This window comes from Trinickia dabaoshanensis, from assembly GCF_002879885.1.
In the GTDB taxonomy this organism is placed as follows: Bacteria; Pseudomonadota; Gammaproteobacteria; order Burkholderiales; family Burkholderiaceae; genus Trinickia; species Trinickia dabaoshanensis.
In genome coordinates, this window is the sequence record NZ_PNYA01000019.1 from 112,528 (window position 1) to 131,189 (window position 18,662).

Sequence of the window (18,662 nt, forward strand, 5' to 3'; positions counted from 1 at the left end):
AGCATGTCGCGACGCTCGCGGGCGGGGTTCGCTTTGGCGCAGAATGTCGCTACGTTAAGCGCGACCGGGGCGCACAGGGCGTACCGGCAGCCCGTCGGCAGGCTGCTAAGATAAGCGCCCCTCGAAGGAGCACGACATGCCTGAATTGACCCATTTCGACGCAGCCGGCCAGGCTCATATGGTGGACGTCGGCGGCAAGGACGAAACGAAGCGGATCGCCGTTGCGCGCGGCTCGATCCGAATGAAGCCCGAGACATTTACACTGATCCGTGACGGCAATGCGAAGAAGGGCGACGTGATCGGCGTCGCCCGCATTGCCGCGATTCAGGGCGCTAAACGCACGGCCGATTTGATCCCGCTTTGCCATCCGCTCGCGCTCACGCGCGTGGCAGTCGATTTCGCGCTCGACGAGGCGATGCCTGGAGTGCACTGCAAGGTCCAGGTCGAAACGCTCGGCCGCACGGGCGTGGAGATGGAAGCGCTCACCGCCGTGCAAGTCGGCCTGCTGACCGTCTACGACATGTGCAAAGCCGTGGACCGCGGGATGGTCATCACCGATGTGAAGGTGATGGAAAAGCATGGGGGGAAGTCGGGGGATTGGGTGGCTCCGTGAAGCAACGCCAACCTCGGACGCTCGCCGGTATGTCGCTCAGCGTCCGCGCCCCTCCTGCCGGTCAATCGCCGCTATCCTCCTCGTCATCCGACGACTTCGGCGCAGCCCCATAGCGCTTGACCAATTCCGCCTTGAACGACGCCAGCTTGGGTTCGTCGTCGCACAAGTCATACAGCGCCGAGAGCTGCGACGGCCAATCGTGCAACACCAGCGCGAAGATCTTCAGCCGCTCCACCGTATCGAACGCTTGATCCGGCTTCCCGTCGAGCGCCAGCAACACCGCGTATCGACGCAGCACCGTCTCGCCTGGCAGTAGCGCCAGCGCCTTTTCATGCATGTCGATCTTCGTGCGCAGATCGTTGCTATCGATCGGCAGCAACGTCGCCATCCCATACTCGCCCCACGCCCCGAACAGCGTCGACGGCGCCGCCCGGTATTGCTCGGCGGGGTGTGCGCCGTAATACAGCACCTCCGAGCGCGCGTAATCGCGATAAATCGGCAAGAGCGCCGCCAATCCGCCCAATACGACGAGCCATTGCAGCCCCAACGCAAACCGCCCCGGCACGAAGGTCAACGGCTTCGTCTCCAAGATGCCGAAGATGAACATCGCAGGCAGCAGGAAGAACATGTACTGCTGCGGATACTCCACCAGCGCGTGCATCAGCAACGCACCGATGAGGGCAAGGCCGAAAACGCGCTCGACCGTATGCGGCGCGCGCAGCACGCGCCACAACCAGGTCAGCAGCCCCAGCAACACGACGCCAAAACCGAGCACACCGGTTTTAGCGAGCAAATCGATGACGATGTCGTGCGAATTGTTGGCGATTTCGACGTCGCCCAATTGCTTCACTAGCGCGAATTCGAAACGCGGAAACTCGCCCCAACCCACGCCCAGCAACGGGTGCCCCTTGAACATCGTCCAGCCGTACTTCCACATCGCAAGCCGCAGGACGAATTGCCCCTTGTCCTGAAAGCGGTGTGCGGCCGACACGTCCAATCCGAGCTGGTAACGCGCGTTGGCCCAGCGAGTGGCCATATTCACCGCGATGAACAACACGACGAGCAGAACCGGAATCATCCACTCCCGCGTGCGGCGCCCGGAAAAAACGTTCGCGCGCGGCGCGACGAGCGCCATCCAAAATCCCGCGACGACGATGACGCCCGTTTGCAGCCAAGGCCCGCGCGACACCGTCAGCGCCTGCCCGAGAACACAAATCGCCGATACGACCGCCCAAACGAGGACGTTTATACGGCGCGTCTGCACGAGGTACATGGCGCCGGCCAGCGCGAACGCGATCACGGTGGCGAGGTGGTTGGCCTGCGCCATGTTCCCGAACGGCCGCCGGTCGGTCGTGACGTTATAAGCCACCACGAACGGGGCGAATTTCGCTTCCGCATGAAAAAGCTGCACCACCTGGCAAAACACGGCGAACAGACCGCCCACGACGAGCGCGGTCGCCATCCAGCGCAACGCCGTATCGGCCGCCCCTACGCGCGCAAGGCCATACCCCGTTTGCACGGCCATGAAGCCCGCCAAGAGGAAGCCCGCGCCGAGCCATGCCATCGAAGGCTGCGCGAGAGGCAGCACGAATGTCTGTAAGACCAACAGCGCCCCGAAGGCGAGCGGGACCAGCGCCACGGTGGGCATCGCGTACTGCGCCCCCTGCCGCTCCGACAGCACCAGCAGCAGCACCGAAGCGCCGACCAGCAAATACAGCGAGAGCGCCGTGAACTCCGCGTAGAAAGTTGGGACCGGGTACGTATGGTTGGTGACCGCGTACGGCAGCAGCGCCGCGAAAGCCAGGGACGCAAACGACAAATAACGGGCAGATGGAGAAGTCATGAGTATGGGAGCGTCGGCAACCGGCGCACTATACAAAAATTTCCTTTCACTGTGCGAAGCCGTTTACTCCCGGCGCACCATCAAGCCCGGCATTCCGGCGGCGCGAGGTTGGCCGGCAACGTCGCCGGCTCGAGCGGAGCCGGTCCCGAGCCGGGCGCCGGAAGCGAAGACCCTTGCTTACCCGCAGCAAAACATTCCCACGACATGACCCCGCCCTGGACGGCGCCCGCTTCCAGCGCCACGCGCGCGGTGGGCGGATCGGACGCGTCGGGTACCGACGGAACGAGCACCAATGTATCGGTGCCCGCCGGGGACACCCGCGCCGTAAAGCGGACGGAGATTTCTCCGGTCGTATCGTCGATCGCGATGGCGTCGATGTTGCGGGTGCCGGGCGGCGCGACGTATCCGCTGCCGAAGGGACTGCCCGCGGCGGCGTTCTCGGCCACCGCAAGGCGCGCCCCCGAGGCGAGCGCCAACCCTTCCCCCACCCGGCTGCGACCGAGGTAATCCTGGTAGGCCGGCACGGCATAGGCGGCGACGATCCCCACGATCGCCAGCACGATCATCAACTCGATTAGCGTGAAACCGCGTTTGGCGCGGCGCGGCGGCACGGCGGCCGACACGAGCCGGCGCGCTAGGTTGAAAAAAACGGCGGACATCGCGAACACGCTCCTCGAAGGACGGCCCGCCGGCAAATGGGCGGGCAACCAATGGGGAGCGTATCCACGCCGCGCTAACGGCGACAGTCGGCCGATCGGCTAGGCGCCGGCTCGCAGCGTGAATCGGTAGGTATCGGCGGGCATCAGTGCGTTTGGCGCGAGCTCGTCGTATTCGCCGCCGCGCGGCGGGACAGGCGGCGCTTGAGCCAATATCCGACGAGCACGACGAGCAGCGCGCCGGCGATGTGCGCCCCGTACTCGGCGAGCGGCGTATCGAGCAACGGCCAACGATCGCCCGCGGGATCGTTGATGATGAGCCCGCCCGCGATCCAGCCGAGCAGCGCCGCGCCCAAGGTCACGATGACGGGGAAGCGGTCGAGCATGCGCAGCACGAGTGTGCTGCCCCAGACGATAAGCGGAATGCTCACGACCAAGCCGAAGATCACGAGCGCGATCCGGTGCTCCGGATCGGCCGTCTCGGCCGCACCCGCGATCGCGATCACGTTGTCCAGACTCATCACGGCATCGGCGACGATGATCGTTTTGATCGCCGCCAACAGCTTATCGGCGGGTTTGATGTTTTCGTGGGCCTCGTGCGACGGTGCCATGAGCCGCACGCCGATCCAAAGCAGCAATAGGCCGCCGCCGAATTTGAGGAACGGCACGTCGAGCAACGCAACGGCGAACACGATGAGCACGACGCGCAGCACGATCGCGCCCGCCGTGCCCCAAAGCACGCCTTGCATGCGCTGGGAGGCCGGTAACTTGCGGCACGCGAGCGCAATGACGACGGCGTTGTCGCCGCCTAGCAAAATATCGATGACGACGATCTGAAAGACCGCCGCCCAATGGAGCGTCGTTAGAAATTCGAGCATAGCGTCGAGCATGGGGCAATCGCCGTTCCAGAGCAACCAAAGGCGACAGCCATAAAAAAGCGAGGGAGCACGGATACGCTCCCTCGCTTTTTTGCGTCTGTCGGAAGCCTTACGAAAGAATTTCGCAAGGATACCAAAAACGGCTCATCGGCCACGCCCAGTGCGATCGCACCGGGCGCGGCGATCACGGCAACTTACAGCACCGACTTCAGCAGACGGCCCATCTCCGACGGGTTCTTCGTCACTTTGATGCCGCACGATTCCATGATTTCGAGCTTCGCTTCGGCCGTATCGGCACCGCCCGAGATCAGCGCGCCGGCGTGGCCCATGCGCTTGCCCGGAGGCGCCGTGACACCGGCGATGAAGCCGACGACCGGCTTGGTCATGTTGTCCTTGATCCAGTAAGCCGCGTTCGCTTCGTCCGGACCGCCGATTTCGCCGATCATGATCACGGCGTCCGTATCCGGATCGTCGTTGAACATCTTCATGACGTCGATGTGCTTCAGACCGTTGATCGGGTCGCCGCCGATACCGACCGCCGACGATTGGCCGAGGCCGAGCGCCGTCAGTTGCCCCACGGCTTCATACGTCAGCGTGCCCGAACGCGACACGACGCCGATGCGGCCCTTGCGGTGGATGTGACCGGGCATGATGCCGATCTTTAGCTCGTCCGGCGTGATCGTGCCCGGGCAGTTCGGTCCGAGCAGCAGCGTCTTGCGGTTTTCACGGCGCATACGATCGCGCACTTCGATCATGTCGCGAACGGGGATGCCTTCGGTAATGCAGATCGCGAGGTCGAGATCGGCTTCCACCGCTTCCCAGATCGCCGCTGCGGCGCCTGCGGGCGGCACGTAGATGACCGAGACGGTCGCGCCGGTTTCGGCCTTCGCTTCCTTCACGCTGCCGTAGATCGGAATGCCTTCGAAATCTTCGCCGGCCTTCTTCGGGTTCACGCCCGCGACGAACGCTTCGCGGCCGTTGGCGTACTCACGGCATGCGCGCGTATGGAACTGGCCGGTTTTACCGGTGATGCCCTGCGTGATGACCTTCGTGTCTTTGTTGATCAGAATCGACATGTATTGACCTCTGTTCGTATCCTGTTGCGTCCGGGCCGCTTACGCGTTGCCCTGGACTGCCGCGACGACCTTCTGCGCAGCCTCTTCCATGCTGTCCGCCGAGATGATCGGCAGGCCCGATTCAGCAAGCATCTTCTTGCCGAGGTCTTCGTTCGTGCCCTTCATGCGCACGACGAGCGGAACGTTCAGGTTCACCGCCTTCGAACCGGCGATCACGCCTTCCGCGATCACGTCGCAGCGCATGATGCCGCCGAAGATGTTCACGAGAATCGCCTTCAGACCCGGGTTCTTCAGCATCAACTTGAACGCTTCGGTAACCTTCTCCGTCGTCGCGCCGCCGCCGACGTCCAGGAAGTTCGCCGGCTCGCCGCCGAACAGCTTGATCGTGTCCATCGTCGCCATGGCCAGACCGGCGCCGTTCACGAGGCAGCCGATGTTGCCGTCGAGCGAGATGTAGGCCAGGTCGAACTTCGACGCTTCCACTTCAGCCGGATCTTCTTCGTCCAGATCGCGGTACGCGACGATTTCCGGATGACGGAACAGCGCGTTCGAATCGAAGTTGAACTTGGCGTCGAGCGCGATCACCTTGCCGTCGCCCGTGAGGATCAGCGGGTTGATTTCGGCCAGCGACGCATCGGTTTCCCACGTGGCCTTGTACAGACCTTGCAGAATCGCGCGCGCTTGCGGGATCGATGCGTCGGGCACGCCGATCTTCTTCGCGAGGTCGTCGGCTTCCGAATCGAGCAGACCCTTCGACGGATCGACGGCGACCTTGTGGATCGCTTCCGGCGTCTTCGCGGCCACTTCCTCGATGTCCATGCCGCCTTCGCTGGACGCCATCACGACGACGCGTTGCGAGACGCGGTCGATCACGAGGCCGACGTAGAGTTCCTTCTTGATGTCCGCGCCTTCTTCGATCAGCAGGCGGTTCACCTTCTGGCCTTCCGGACCGGTTTGGTGCGTGACGAGCTGCATGCCGAGGATCTGGTTCGCGTACTCGCGAACTTGCTCGAGCGACTTGGCCACCTTCACGCCGCCGCCCTTACCGCGACCGCCCGCGTGAATCTGCGCCTTGACGACCCACACCGGGCCGCCCAGCTCTTCAGCGGCCTTGACCGCGTCATCCACCGAAAACACCGGCTTGCCGCGCGGTACCGCGACGCCGAATTTCCGCAGGATTTCCTTACCCTGGTACTCGTGAATCTTCATGCGTGATTCCCTTCAGTCTGAGTGAGAGTTAGATTGAACTTCGTTATGGTTTTTCGTCGTCGAGCCGGGCGCGTCAGGCCCAGCCGGGTCGCTTACCGATGCCGGTGCCTGACCCGCCGATGCGTCGCTCGTTTTGAGGCTGCGCGGTACGTGCCCGTGCCAGCGCGGGTAAAAGCGGCGCACCGCTTCGCCGTCGAAGCGCAGCGCGTGGCAGCGATCGAGCTGGAATGGCGGTTCGCGATGTGCGCCGGGGCTGTCGGAGTCGCCTTCAGCGGTATCCGTCGCGCTGTCGCGCGTGCTCCAAACGTCGCCGGCGAATGCTTGGATCGCGGCGGACGGCAAAATGGAGCAGAGTTCGGTGAGATGCGTGCAGCCTGCCGTTCCGGCGAGCAAGCGCCGTGCTTGGCGGCGGAAATCGTTGAGGAGGTTGAGACCGATGAGGGCGCGGTAGGCGGGATTGGCGGCTTCGCAATGACCGGGGTAAGGCACCCATTCCGACGACGCTTCGGCGTCGACGATGGTGAGCTTGCGGTCGATAGTGATGCGAAGCCAGAGTTCATGGATCGGTAGGCCCTTGGGCCGGACACCGGGCGCCAATGCGACATCGCGCGGCTTATGGTCGGTCAGACACGCCTCGAGATCCCACAGACCGTCGTCGCGCTCGAAGGCTTCCGCTCGGATTGCGCGGCGATGGCGCAACTGGCGGGAGGCGGGCGGCGAAAGCGGCATGCGAGGGGAACGGCTGGAGAGGAAAACCGATGGATTTTACCATACTGAGTATGACAGGCGCCGCGAGCCCGCCCCGCTCGCCTTATTCGTCGCTCCAGTCGTCGTCGCCTTTGAGAACCTGCGAAATCGTGGAATGCGAGAACCCGCGCATCGCGAGAAAGCGCGTTTGCTTCACCCGCTCGGCGGGCGAGCCCGGAAGCTGACCGAACTTCTTACGCCACACCGCCTGAGCACGAGCCCGTTCGGTGTCGCGCAGTTGCGCGCCGACCGATTGGACCAGCGTGTCGTCGAGCCCATGCTGGCGCAACTCGCCTACGATACGGCTCGCCCCCAACTTCGACGAACGCCGATTCATCAGGCTTTCGGCGAAGCGCGCATCGGATAGCAGGCCTTCCCGTTCGAGCGAATCGAGCAGCGGATCGAGTTCGTCGCCGGGTTCGACGAACGGAGCAAGCTTGCGGGTGAGTTCGGCGCGGCTGTATTCGCGCCGCGAGAGGTAATCGATTGCCCGCATTTTCAGCGGGCGAGTAGGCCGGCGCGAACGGCCGGCCTCGTCGGATTCTTCCGAAGCGGCCGACGATGAATCGAACGCCTCGTCATCGGATTGCGGATCGAGCGGATCGGAGCGCCGCGGCGCCCGCCCTTTGCGCATCACGAGCGGCTTACTCTTCTTCGTCCGCTACTTCGACGTCGCTACCGGTACTGGCCGGCATCGCATTGACGCCGAGCGATTCGCGGATCTTGTTCTCGATCTCGCGCGCCATTTCGGGATTCTCGCGCAGGAACTCACGCGCGTTGTCCTTACCTTGGCCGATCCGTTCTCCGCTGTAGCTATACCAGGCGCCCGCCTTGTCGACGATCTTCGCTTGCACGCCGAGGTCGATGATTTCGCCCTGACGCGAAATACCCTCGCCGTAGAGGATGTCGAAGATCGCTTCGCGGAACGGGGGCGACACCTTGTTCTTGACGACCTTCACGCGCGTTTCGTTGCCGATCACTTCGTCGTTCTTCTTGATCGAGCCGATCCGGCGGATATCGAGCCGCACCGACGCGTAGAACTTCAGCGCGTTACCGCCCGTGGTGGTTTCCGGGTTGCCGAACATGACGCCGATCTTCATCCGAATCTGGTTGATGAAGATGACGAGGCAGTTCGTACGCTTGATCGTGCCCGTGAGCTTACGCAGCGCCTGCGACATCAGCCGTGCCTGCAAGCCCGGCAGCGAATCGCCCATCTCGCCTTCGATTTCGGCCTTCGGCACGAGCGCTGCGACCGAGTCGATCACGATCATGTCGATCGAGCCCGAGCGCACGAGCGCATCGGCGATTTCGAGTGCTTGCTCGCCCGTGTCCGGTTGCGACACCAGCAGATCGCTCACGTTCACACCGAGCTTCTGCGCGTATTGGATGTCGAGCGCGTGTTCGGCATCGATAAACGCAGCGGTGCCGCCGATCTTTTGCATTTCGGCGATGACTTGCAGCGTCAGCGTGGTTTTACCCGACGATTCCGGGCCGTAGATCTCGACCACACGGCCGCGCGGCAAGCCGCCCACGCCCAGTGCGATGTCCAGACCGAGCGAGCCCGTCGACACGACCTGGATGTCCTCGACCACCTCGCCGTCGCCGAGCCGCATGACCGACCCTTTGCCGAACTGCTTCTCGATCTGCGCGAGCGCGGCGGCCAGCGCCTTGCTCTTTTCAGCCGTCAGTCCAGCCGAGCCTTTCTTGCTTTCTTCCATGAATCGTCCTTTGCTATGATGAGCGGGCATCTGCGGCGGGCGGGCCGGGCGATGAGGCGCCGATGACTGCGCAACCCCGGTTCAAACCGAGGCCGCTTTTTGCCATACGCCGGCTGGCGCTCGAAACGCAGATACTGTATAAAAAAACAGGGTTCTTTGCAAGCCCGATGCGGGCGAATTTGCGTTGCGGCAACGAAGTATCGGAGCGGCGCCTCGCGAAGCCGCTTCCCGCGTCGGTTCCACAAGACCACCGGAGACACCCGCCCGACACCGGCCCGAAAGCGCCGGCCTGCCGTGCGGTGCATCATGCGAATACTCATTGCCGAAGACGACAGCATACTCGCGGACGGCCTCGTCCGATCACTCCGCCGATCGGGCTATGCCGTCGATCACGTGAAGAGCGGGAACGAGGCCGACGCCGCGCTCTCCATGCAGACGTTCGACCTTCTCATTCTCGATCTCGGCCTGCCGCGCATGTCCGGGCTGGAAGTGCTGCGTCGGCTGCGCGCGCGCAACTCGGCCTTGCCGGTACTGATTCTGACGGCCGTCGACAGCGTCGACGAGCGCGTGAAAGCGCTCGACCTCGGCGCCGACGATTACATGAGCAAGCCGTTTCATCTAAACGAACTCGAGGCGCGCGTGCGCGCGCTGACGCGGCGCGGCAGCGGCGGCGGCCCCGCCCTCGTACGGCACGGCTCGCTCGCGTACGACCAGGTGGGGCGCGTGGCGTCGGTCAACGATCAGGTGCTCGAACTGTCGGCGCGCGAGCTTGGCGTGCTGGAGATCCTCTTGCAGCGCATCGGGCGCCTCGTCTCCAAGGAACAACTCGTCGATCACCTGTGCGAGTGGGGCGAGGAAGTCAGCAATAACGCGATCGAGGTGTACGTTCATCGCCTGCGCAAGAAAATCGAGCCGAGCGGCGTGCGCATCATCACCGTACGGGGTCTAGGCTATTGTCTGGAGAAACCCGCGACCAATTGCGCCGCGCCTGCCAGCGCGAGCCCCAGCGCCACGAACACACCGGCCGAGCCCGTGACGAACGTGCCCGTTCCACCCCCGTCAGCCGACGTTGCCGCGAACGCCCGGCCCAAGTAGGCCCGCCGTGGCTTCCCCCGCTTCCGCGAACGACGGCGTGCCGCACGCGTCCGACTCGCCCCCGTCCGACCAGAGCGCGCCACCTACGTTGCTCTCGCCCTCCAGCGCGACGATGCGCGCCGAGGCCGACGCGGCCAATCCGTTCGCCCCGCCCGACGAAAGCGAGCCGGCGCCCCCTACCCGGCCTCGTTCCCTGTTCGGTGAAATTCTCGATTGGATGCTCGCGCCGCTGTTGCTGCTCTGGCCGATGAGCATCGCCGTCACCTATCTCGTCGCCAAAACGATCGCCAACGGCCCGTTCGACCGCGGCCTCGAAACGGACGCCTACGTGCTCGCCCGGCAGATCCACCCGGTAAACGGCGTGGCCGCGTTGACGCTGCCCGAGGCCGCTCGCGATTTCTTGACCGGCGACAATGTCGATAAGGTCTTCTATCAAGTGATCGGCACGCGTGGCGAGCTCGTGGCCGGCGTGCCCGACATGCCGTTGCCGAACGACGACGACCGGCCGCAGCCCGGCCTCGTGGAATTTCGCGACGCGACGCTCGCGGGCAACGACATCCGCATCGCCTATACGACGGTGGCCCTTGCGCCGAACGGCGGCAACGAGCAGCCGGTGCTCGTGCAAGTGGGCGAGACGTTCGACAAACGCAGCGCGCTCGCCAACGAGATCATCAAAGGCGTGATCCTGCCGCAGTTCGTGATCTTGCCGTTGGCGATCGTACTCGTGTGGTTCGGATTGTCGCGCGGGCTCGCGCCGCTGACGACGCTGCAGGCGAACTTACGCGCGCGCCGGCCGGACGACCTTTCGCCGCTCGAGGCCTCGAGCGCGCCGCCCGAGATCGAGCCGCTCGTCACCTCGTTCAACGATTTGCTGACCCGCCTCGCACAAAACGTCGAACTGCAAAAGCGCTTCATCGCCGACGCGGCGCATCAAATGAAGACTCCGCTCGCCGGGTTGCACACGCAGGCCGAACTCGCCCTGCGCGACGACGTCTCGCCCGACGTTCGCCGCTCGCTCGAGCAGATCGCGACCGGCGCCGATCAGGCCGCCCGCCTCGTCACGCAACTGCTGGCGCTCGCGCGCGCCGAGAATCGCAGTTCCGGCCAGGTGTTCACGCACGTCGAAGTCGCGCATCTCGCCCGGCTTGCCGTGCGCGACTGGGTGCGGGCGGCGCTCGCCAAGCAGATGGATTTGGGCTACGAGGGCCCCGATGAGCCGGTTTTCGTCGACGGCAACCCCATCATGCTGCGGGAAATGCTGTCGAACGTCATCGATAACGCGATCCGCTACACGCCGGCCGGCGGCCGCATTACCGTGCGCGTGCGTCCACGGCGGGAGATCGGCCACGTCCTGATCGAAGTCGAAGACACCGGCCCGGGTATCGCGGCGGCCGAACGGCCGAAGGTGGTGGAGCGGTTTTATCGAATCCTTGGGCGAGAAGGCGACGGCAGCGGCCTCGGTCTTGCGATCGTACGCGAGATTGCCGTGATGCACGGCGGCACGCTCACGATCGACGACCACGTTTATCAAGAATCGCCTCGTCTTGCGGGCACGCTCGTGCGCATCAGCCTGCCGATTTCGGAAGAGACCCCGAACTTACCCTGAGAGGGGTGCCCGGCCACGCATTTTTCCGGCCATCAAATCGACGCCACAGCGAACTTGCATCTATTTTGCGAGTTTTTGCCGCAAGAAGCGATCATGAAGCCGACATTCGCTCTTTCAGGGAATATCCAGTGGATACACCATCGGCGTCAGTAGGCCGTAAGTTTTCGTTCCAATAATCTTCCACGGGTGGGCAAGGACTGTCGCCGCCTGCGAACGCATTATCAAAATTATTGGAGACGAACGATGGCAACCCTTGGCGGGCAGGTTTCGCACGCGCCGATGACCAGCGACGAGAAACGCGTGATCTTCGCGTCGTCGCTCGGCACCGTGTTCGAGTGGTACGACTTTTATCTAGCGGGCTCGCTCGCGGCTTACATCAGCAAGAGCTTTTTCTCCGGGATCAATCCGACCGCCGCATTCATCTTCACGCTGCTCGGCTTTGCCGCGGGCTTCGCGGTGCGTCCGTTCGGCGCGCTCGTGTTCGGGCGGCTCGGCGACATGGTCGGCCGTAAATACACGTTCCTGATCACGATCATGATCATGGGTCTCTCGACGTTCATCGTCGGGTTCCTGCCGGGCTACGCCTCGATCGGTTTCGCGTCGCCCGTGATCTTCATCGCCATGCGGCTGCTGCAGGGCTTGGCACTCGGCGGCGAGTACGGCGGCGCGGCCACGTACGTCGCGGAGCATGCGCCGGCTAACCGCCGCGGCTATTACACGTCTTGGATTCAAACGACGGCCACGCTCGGGCTGTTCCTCTCGCTGCTCGTGATTCTGGGTGTGCGCACGGCGATGGGCGAAGAATCGTTCGGCGCCTGGGGCTGGCGCATTCCGTTCGTCGCTTCGCTGATTTTGCTGGCCGTTTCGGTCTGGATTCGCCTGCAACTGAGCGAGTCGCCGGCGTTCGAGCGGATCAAGGCGGAGGGCAAGACGTCGAAGGCGCCGCTCACGGAAGCCTTTGGCCAATGGAAAAACCTGAAGGTCGTGATCGTCGCGTTGATCGGCCTGACGGCCGGCCAAGCGGTGGTCTGGTACACGGGTCAGTTCTATGCGCTGTTCTTCCTCACGCAAACGCTGAAGGTGGATGGCACAAGCGCGAACATCCTGATCGCGCTCGCTTTGCTCATCGGCACGCCGTTTTTCGTGTTCTTCGGCTCGCTGTCGGACCGGATCGGGCGCAAACCGGTGATCATGGTCGGTTGCTTGATCGCCGCCGTGACGTACTTCCCGCTGTTCAAGGCACTGACGCACTACGCGAACCCGACGCTCGAAGCCGCCGAGCAGAGAGCACCGATCGTGGTCATCGCCAACCCCGACGAATGCTCGTTCCAGTTCAACCCGGTGGGTACGTCGAAGTTCACGAGCTCATGCGATATCGCCAAGAGCGCGCTGGCCAAGTCGGGCCTGAACTATTCGAACGTCGCAGCGCCGGCTGGGACGATGGCCCAGATCAAGGTCGGCGATACGGTCATCGACACCTATGACGGCAAGGCCGCCGACGCGAAGGAGAAAGGAGCGGTATTCACCAAGACGCTTTCGGGAACGCTCAAGAGCGCGGGCTACCCGGCGAAAGCCGATCCGTCGCAATTGAATTGGCCGATGACCGTGGCGATTTTGGCGGTGCTCGTGATCTACGTGACGATGGTGTACGGGCCGATCGCGGCGATGCTCGTCGAGATGTTCCCGACGCGGATTCGGTATACGTCGATGTCGCTGCCCTATCACATCGGCAACGGCTGGTTCGGCGGGTTCTTGCCGGCCACTGCGTTCGCCATCGTCGCGGCGCGGGGGAACATCTACTCCGGGCTCTGGTATCCGGTGGCGATCGCACTGGGTACGTTCGTGATCGGGATGCTGTTCGTCAAGGAAACCAAGGACTCGAACATCTACGCGCAGGACTGAGGTAGGGAACGGGCGGGTTGGGCGGCCACGGTTTTTATGGGCCGCAGCAGAAAGGACTTGACAGCCCGGCCCGCCTTCACCATAATCGATCTTCTTCGGCGAATTAGCTCAGTCGGTTAGAGCGACGGAATCATAATCCGCAGGTCCGGGGTTCGAATCCCTGATTCGCCACCAGTTGTAAAAAAGCCGCTGTTCCGCAAGGTTCAGCGGCTTTTTCTTTTCTCGAAAAGAAAATGTAAATCCTTGATTTTAAAGGATTTACAGTTACCTCTCCGCCACGAGCGCTTTGTACAACGGTTCAATCCTGGTACAAAGCGCTGGTACAAAACCGCCCGCGCTCTTACCATGCCCTTCATGGAAAAAGACGTGGCCAAACATCCCTACCTGCATCAACCCAAAGACCGGAGTGGCTGGGTTTTCCGGGTCGTCATCCCGCTACGCCTCCGGGCCTATACAAAGCCGAGGCGACGCGAATTCAAGGAAACACTGGGGCCGACCTACCAGGCGGCGATGGAGCGCTACCATCAGGCGCTTGCCACATGGCTCCAGTTGCGCCAGAGCCTGGAAGAATCGGCTCGCGCAGATGGTCCCGCCATCGACGACAACTATATCCCGCCCGTTACATACAAATACCTGACCGCCCGCCAGCGCAGGCTGCTGGACAACTTTGTCGACAGCTGGGTGTACCGCAGCGCGGAAGCTCACGACGTCCAAGTTCCCTCCATAGCGGCCAACGACGAGGAACGCCAAAGCACGGGCGAAGAGACGTCGTTTAACGAGCTCGATGAGTTCGAGCAGGACCTGAAAAATGAGCTCGCGGAACTGAAGGGAGCCATGCGCCGCATGCAGCTCCCGGAATCCTGGGTCGAAGACAAGATGTCTGAGCTGGGCGAGGTGACGGGCATCTTGCTGCACCCGGAATGCGCGGAGCGCAACGACTTCCTCTTCCGCCTCGCGGCGGCCGACATTGAGGCGCTCGAACTCAGTCTCGGCCGGCTATCGGGCAGCAAGTTTCGTCCGACGCCACCCAAGCCGGACGGTCCATTTGACGAAGAAGACCGAGTAAAGCAGGGCCCCACCCTGCTCGACGCCTTCACCAAGTGGTCGAATCAACGAACCCGCGCCGGTGAAGGCAAGACCGACAACGAATACCGTGCGTTTGCCGAGCGGTTCGCCCGCTTCGCCCTGGACGCGCCGCTAGAACGCGCACCGCTTGAGATACTCGCCGCACTGACGCGCGAACGTCAAATCGGCCGGTGCTGGCTTGAGCATGTGGCCAACAACCAGGGCGTTCAGCGCAAGACGCTACAAAAGTACCGCAGCGCCATGTCAACACTGTTCGCGGTCGCCATCGACAATGGCATGACAGACGTGAATCCGTTCTCTTTCAAGCTCACGAGCCTGCAGCTGCGTGGCACCACAGCGGAGAAAAGCAAGGGCAACAAGGAAGCACGAAGCCCTCTGCCCGCATCCGTCATGGACTCTTTCTTCTCGGGACCACTCTATGACGGGCCCGGCTTCGACCGGCGCCTGCCGCCACCCGTTGCGTACTGGTTTCCCCTGCTGTTCAGATTCACCGGCGCACGCCCCTTGGAACTTGCGTTCCTGATGCGCGATGACATCGTGCTAGCCGAAGACGGCACCACGGAAGCCCGCTTGCTTGCAGGTCATGGTGACGCGAGTTGGATATATATCTTTTCCGACACTCCTGGAGTGGGCGGGCTCGCACGGCCCCTCAAGACTGGCGTCAGTCTTCGACGCTTTCCCGTGCCCCAGGTGCTCCTTGACCTGGGTTTCGCCGACTACGTACGAAGCGTCCCGCGCGGTCAATGGCTGTTGCCCATGAAGGTCCCTACCGAAAAACCCGGAAAACGGGCATTGTACGTGCTAAACGGGCTGGGGGATTATCGGAAAGTGACGCTGGGCATCATGGACGGGCAATACGTTACCTATAGCCTCCGGCATACGATAATTGACGAAGCCCGTGAGGCCGGTATTGCACAGGAGGTCCGAGATGCCCTCGTCGGGCATAGGGAAGGAGACCACCGCAATAAGAACGCCGGCGAAATCTACTATGGCGCACGCTGGTATCCGGCCAAGCCGCTGCTTGAGGCCGTGGCACAGCTTGACAGGGTCATGCATCGGCTCCCATCGGGCTTTCCTACCTGGGCGGAGTTCCAACGACGTACACCGGATTTTTCGAGCGTCGCACGCTCACCCAAAGCACCGCCACTCAAAAAGCCCCGACTTAGAACGTGAAAGGAGGCTGCTGCGCGCAGCTTCACAACCATCGCTGCCCGCGCCCACCGACGATTAGATGACTTGTACGCATCGTTGGCGGACGCGGTCGCGCTAAATGGAGCGTTGCACGACCAACCGGCTAGAAGTGGCTTATGCGCGGAGTCGCACCGGTTTCGAGCACCTGCCGGGACTCGTTGCTATACGTCTTGAGCACCCCGCTCAAGGACAACGCAACGACGAGGACCCATGTACTTCAAAGCCCTGATTGCACACAATAACATAGCGAGCGAGACGATTTTTTGCGTCGCCGAGAACTTCCACCTAGCCAGGAAGGGCACCGAGCTCGCGTACCCAGACTCGCGACTGGTTTGGCTGTTTCCAGTCGACGAAGACGACGTCCCCGACTACATCAAGGGCTCCAAGGAGGAACCGGTGGGGCACGAGCTGCTCGACATCGCGCGCGCACCAGAGAAATGATTTCCAGCGCCGCTTCTGTTCGCAGAAGCGGCTTTTTTCATGGCAACTCGGACCTTCCGTCCGAGATGAGATGCGGGCTGGACAGTCGGGCGACATCCATGTCCTCCTCTACCGGACTAGCCATACCCCTCCCTACCGCTTCCGCGACAGACGCTCGCACATCTCCGTCACCCATCGCCGGATAAGGTCTCGGTCGCTATCGCCCAGCTTTGCAAGCATGTCCGCGATGTCTGCGGCCTCATCGGCCGCGCGATTAGTCGTCCCGCGCAGCAGCACCTCGAGCGGCAACTCGAAGACATCTGCCAGCTGAATCAGCCGAGGCAGCGGCGGCAGCGTGAGGCCGCGCTCGAAACGACTGATGGTCTCCTGTTCGACGCCGAGCAGTTCCGCGAGCCGCTCCTGGGTCAGCTCGCGGGCAACCCGTTCCCGCGCAATCTTCTTTCCCAGCCTCTTGGCCACCCCGGCCGTCTGTGTCGCCATGTCCACGTCTGTTGTCGCAAAACGACATGCAGTGTGGTACTAGCGCCCGAGCTACGTAACGTCATAGAATATGGTTATAAGACATACTGTGTATATATCGGCATCAGCGGCGCGCTCAGTACTCGTAGCGCGCGGCGCCGGCCAAAAACAAACAGACGGGGAAAGAATGAATGACACGAGGGGTTCCGCAACTGCTCCATCCGCGCTCAGCGGGAGCTCCGGCGGGCTGACCGGGGTCGAGCAAACTGTCGCCGACGGGCCAGTCGGAACCACGGACCATCGGGTCAACGAGACTTCGGTCCGCGACACCGCATCGGCGTCGCATGCTCAGGTCGTGCAGCTTGGGCAGCGGAAAATTGCTGGCGACCAATCGCAGATGGACAAGGTCTCCGTCCACTGACGCATTTCGCTACGTTCCCACAGACAGAAAAATCTGGTTCGATTCCGCGCAGACACGCACGGCTTCGGCCAGATTTTTTCTTTTGTTGCCTTCATTTCCACTCATTCCGGCCTATCAACCCATGGTTAAGATTCCAGAATTTCTGCAACTAGATGCCAAGCATCGAACGACAGAGAACTTCCTCTTTGTCAGTGGCATCGCATTGCTTATTGCAGCGTTAAATCTCCCCTTAACACAGGCAACCTGTCTATCCACTGTCTCCCTGAGTGGATACCCCGATGAGCTTGCGTGGCTCTATATTGCCGCAGCTTCGGTAGCGTACGTCGCGCACTTTGGCCTATCACCTTCCAAAGCACGGCTTATGCTGCAAGCGGCATCCTGGGCGGGAATCATACTGGTCGGTTACTCCATCTTTGTGCTCTACCAGTGGAGAGATTGGCATCTCGAAAACGAGGTAGCTTTTGGTTTTTCGACTGCAACGAATCAGGACGCGTTTCTTCAATATCTCAGCACTAAATTCGGCATCGAGCAGAAGACGCTTCTTTTTGTGTCTAGTTACGGGCGCGATTTTTCTGCAGTTACAAACAGACTTGCAACCGACCAACAGCGGGAGCTGATATCCATTTCCGGCATTCGTTATCACGTTTTGCCGTATGGGTTTGCGTGCCTAGCGACTGGAGTTGCCTGCCTGCTGCTTTCGGCGCGTCGACGTATCCGTAGCCTCACTGCATAACGCTAACGGATGACGAACCCCATATGTCGTGCATGTAATGAATTAGAGCGAAATACTGAATATAAGACTCTCTAAAAGGGATAAGACCATATGAAACACGGGCGAATTACGGCTCTGACCGCCTCCATGTGCCTCGTGGTGCTGACCACTGGTTGCGCGACGGTAACGGGTGGAACCACACAAACGGTGTCGGTGAAGACACAAAAGGAAACGGCGGACGTCGCAGGAGCAGATTGCGTTCTCTCCAACTCGAGGGGTACTTACAAGGTTACGACACCCGGCAAGGTAAACGTACATCGTGCAAAAGACGAGTTGAACATCAAGTGCATAAAGGATGGGGAAGCAGACGCGACAACAACGGTCAAGTCGTCAACACGTAAGGGCGCATTCGTCGCCGGCAATCTCATCATGTTCGGACTTATCGGCTCGGCCATTGCGGCACCCATCGACCATGCTACCGGAGCGGAATACGCGTACCCCGATGACATCACGGTGGCATTCGGCAAGGCCGCCGGGGAGACATCGGCAAACACCGATGCAGTTCAAAGCGTCCAAGCCGTGACAACGTCAACGACGGATACCAGTGCGAGTGTGGCTAAGTAACTCGTTTGTTTGGGAAACCCGGACACACCGTGCGCTTCTTCGACTTTAAAGGAGGGACCATGCGTTACGCGATGCGAAAGGCGCTACTTCGACTTCTACTACTGGAGGCTACCACTGCAGTATTTCTTTTCGTGAGTGCCTACTTTCGCCTGGATGACCTAGCAGAATCAAACTTCCTAGCACAGCTCGGCAGCCTATACCATGCAAGCGCACTGCTGCATGCGGGCTACGCAATCGCAGCCTTGGGTAAGTTCTGCTCAATTTGCCTGGGGCGACTACCGACAGCATCGGTGGTCGCTCCCAACCGCCATTCGCCAGGTCTGCAAACGAGTTCATCGGATGACGATTGGTTGGGTGGGTCACGACCCCCGCATACATCGGCGAC

The 18,662-nt window shown here is 62.0% G+C and carries 17 protein-coding genes and 1 tRNA gene; 9 read left to right on the top strand and 9 right to left on the bottom strand.

Going from position 1 to position 18,662, the window contains the following annotated elements; translation table 11 throughout:
- Window positions 1-136 precede the first annotated feature (136 nt).
- Window positions 137-613 carry a cyclic pyranopterin monophosphate synthase MoaC gene (gene moaC / locus C0Z18_RS20450; RefSeq protein WP_102647251.1) on the top strand — a complete coding sequence of 159 codons (477 nt, stop codon included), beginning with the start codon at window positions 137-139 and terminating at the stop codon, window positions 611-613.
- Window positions 614-674: 61 nt separating this feature from the next.
- On the opposite strand, the gene C0Z18_RS20455 is transcribed toward moaC, so the two are convergent.
- The 8 genes from C0Z18_RS20455 to recA all read right to left on the bottom strand — a co-directional run bounded on the left by C0Z18_RS20455 (window position 675) and on the right by recA (window position 8,740).
- Complete coding sequence (locus C0Z18_RS20455; protein WP_102647252.1) at window positions 675-2,456, bottom strand: PglL family O-oligosaccharyltransferase; 1,782 nt, start codon at window positions 2,454-2,456, stop codon at window positions 675-677.
- An 80-nt stretch (window positions 2,457-2,536) separates the two neighbouring features.
- Window positions 2,537-3,115, bottom strand: a complete 579-nt coding sequence (locus tag C0Z18_RS20460) for a pilin (RefSeq protein WP_102647253.1) — start codon at window positions 3,113-3,115, stop codon at window positions 2,537-2,539.
- A gap of 143 nt (window positions 3,116-3,258) precedes the next feature.
- Window positions 3,259-3,990 (bottom strand): TerC family protein, encoded by a 732-nt coding sequence (locus C0Z18_RS20465; protein WP_102647297.1) that lies wholly within the window; start codon window positions 3,988-3,990, stop codon window positions 3,259-3,261.
- A 194-nt stretch (window positions 3,991-4,184) separates the two neighbouring features.
- A complete protein-coding gene (gene sucD / locus C0Z18_RS20470) occupies window positions 4,185-5,066 on the bottom strand; it encodes a succinate--CoA ligase subunit alpha (protein ID WP_102647254.1) in 882 nt (293 codons plus the stop codon).
- Window positions 5,067-5,105: 39 nt separating this feature from the next.
- On the bottom strand, window positions 5,106-6,275 hold the full coding sequence (sucC, locus tag C0Z18_RS20475) for an ADP-forming succinate--CoA ligase subunit beta (RefSeq protein ID WP_102647255.1): 1,170 nt from the start codon (window positions 6,273-6,275) through the stop codon (window positions 5,106-5,108).
- A gap of 12 nt (window positions 6,276-6,287) precedes the next feature.
- Window positions 6,288-7,004: a DUF2889 domain-containing protein gene (locus C0Z18_RS20480; RefSeq protein ID WP_102647256.1), complete on the bottom strand. Its 717-nt coding sequence runs from the start codon at window positions 7,002-7,004 to the stop codon at window positions 6,288-6,290.
- Window positions 7,005-7,086: 82 nt separating this feature from the next.
- Entirely contained in the window at window positions 7,087-7,656 is a 570-nt protein-coding gene (gene recX, locus C0Z18_RS20485; RefSeq protein WP_102647257.1) for a recombination regulator RecX, read from the bottom strand.
- A gap of 10 nt (window positions 7,657-7,666) precedes the next feature.
- Window positions 7,667-8,740 carry a recombinase RecA gene (gene recA, locus C0Z18_RS20490; protein ID WP_102647258.1) on the bottom strand — a complete coding sequence of 358 codons (1,074 nt, stop codon included), beginning with the start codon at window positions 8,738-8,740 and terminating at the stop codon, window positions 7,667-7,669.
- A gap of 306 nt (window positions 8,741-9,046) precedes the next feature.
- Between recA and C0Z18_RS20495 the strand changes: the two genes are divergently transcribed.
- The 6 genes from C0Z18_RS20495 (at window position 9,047) to C0Z18_RS20520 (ending at window position 16,061) form a co-directional block, all read left to right on the top strand.
- Window positions 9,047-9,835 (top strand): response regulator transcription factor, encoded by a 789-nt coding sequence (locus C0Z18_RS20495; protein ID WP_102647259.1) that lies wholly within the window; start codon window positions 9,047-9,049, stop codon window positions 9,833-9,835.
- 112 nt (window positions 9,836-9,947) lie between these two features.
- Entirely contained in the window at window positions 9,948-11,441 is a 1,494-nt protein-coding gene (locus tag C0Z18_RS20500) for a sensor histidine kinase (protein ID WP_102647260.1), read from the top strand.
- 243 nt (window positions 11,442-11,684) lie between these two features.
- Window positions 11,685-13,343 carry an MFS transporter gene (locus C0Z18_RS20505; protein ID WP_102647261.1) on the top strand — a complete coding sequence of 553 codons (1,659 nt, stop codon included), beginning with the start codon at window positions 11,685-11,687 and terminating at the stop codon, window positions 13,341-13,343.
- 97 nt (window positions 13,344-13,440) lie between these two features.
- Window positions 13,441-13,517 (top strand) — tRNA-Met (locus C0Z18_RS20510).
- Between the two features lie 180 nt (window positions 13,518-13,697).
- Window positions 13,698-15,602, top strand: coding sequence for a site-specific integrase (locus C0Z18_RS20515; protein WP_102647298.1), 1,905 nt, complete (start codon window positions 13,698-13,700; stop codon window positions 15,600-15,602).
- A 228-nt stretch (window positions 15,603-15,830) separates the two neighbouring features.
- Window positions 15,831-16,061 (top strand): hypothetical protein, encoded by a 231-nt coding sequence (locus C0Z18_RS20520; protein ID WP_102647262.1) that lies wholly within the window; start codon window positions 15,831-15,833, stop codon window positions 16,059-16,061.
- A gap of 132 nt (window positions 16,062-16,193) precedes the next feature.
- Here the strand turns inward: C0Z18_RS20520 and C0Z18_RS20525 are convergent, their stop codons facing one another.
- Window positions 16,194-16,541: a helix-turn-helix domain-containing protein gene (locus C0Z18_RS20525; protein ID WP_102647263.1), complete on the bottom strand. Its 348-nt coding sequence runs from the start codon at window positions 16,539-16,541 to the stop codon at window positions 16,194-16,196.
- A 521-nt stretch (window positions 16,542-17,062) separates the two neighbouring features.
- Between C0Z18_RS20525 and C0Z18_RS20535 the strand changes: the two genes are divergently transcribed.
- Together C0Z18_RS20535 and C0Z18_RS20540 are read left to right on the top strand one after the other, a co-directional pair.
- On the top strand, window positions 17,063-17,674 hold the full coding sequence (locus C0Z18_RS20535; protein ID WP_102647265.1) for a hypothetical protein: 612 nt from the start codon (window positions 17,063-17,065) through the stop codon (window positions 17,672-17,674).
- 90 nt (window positions 17,675-17,764) lie between these two features.
- On the top strand, window positions 17,765-18,277 hold the full coding sequence (locus C0Z18_RS20540; RefSeq protein ID WP_146014054.1) for a hypothetical protein: 513 nt from the start codon (window positions 17,765-17,767) through the stop codon (window positions 18,275-18,277).
- Window positions 18,278-18,662: the final 385 nt, after the last annotated feature.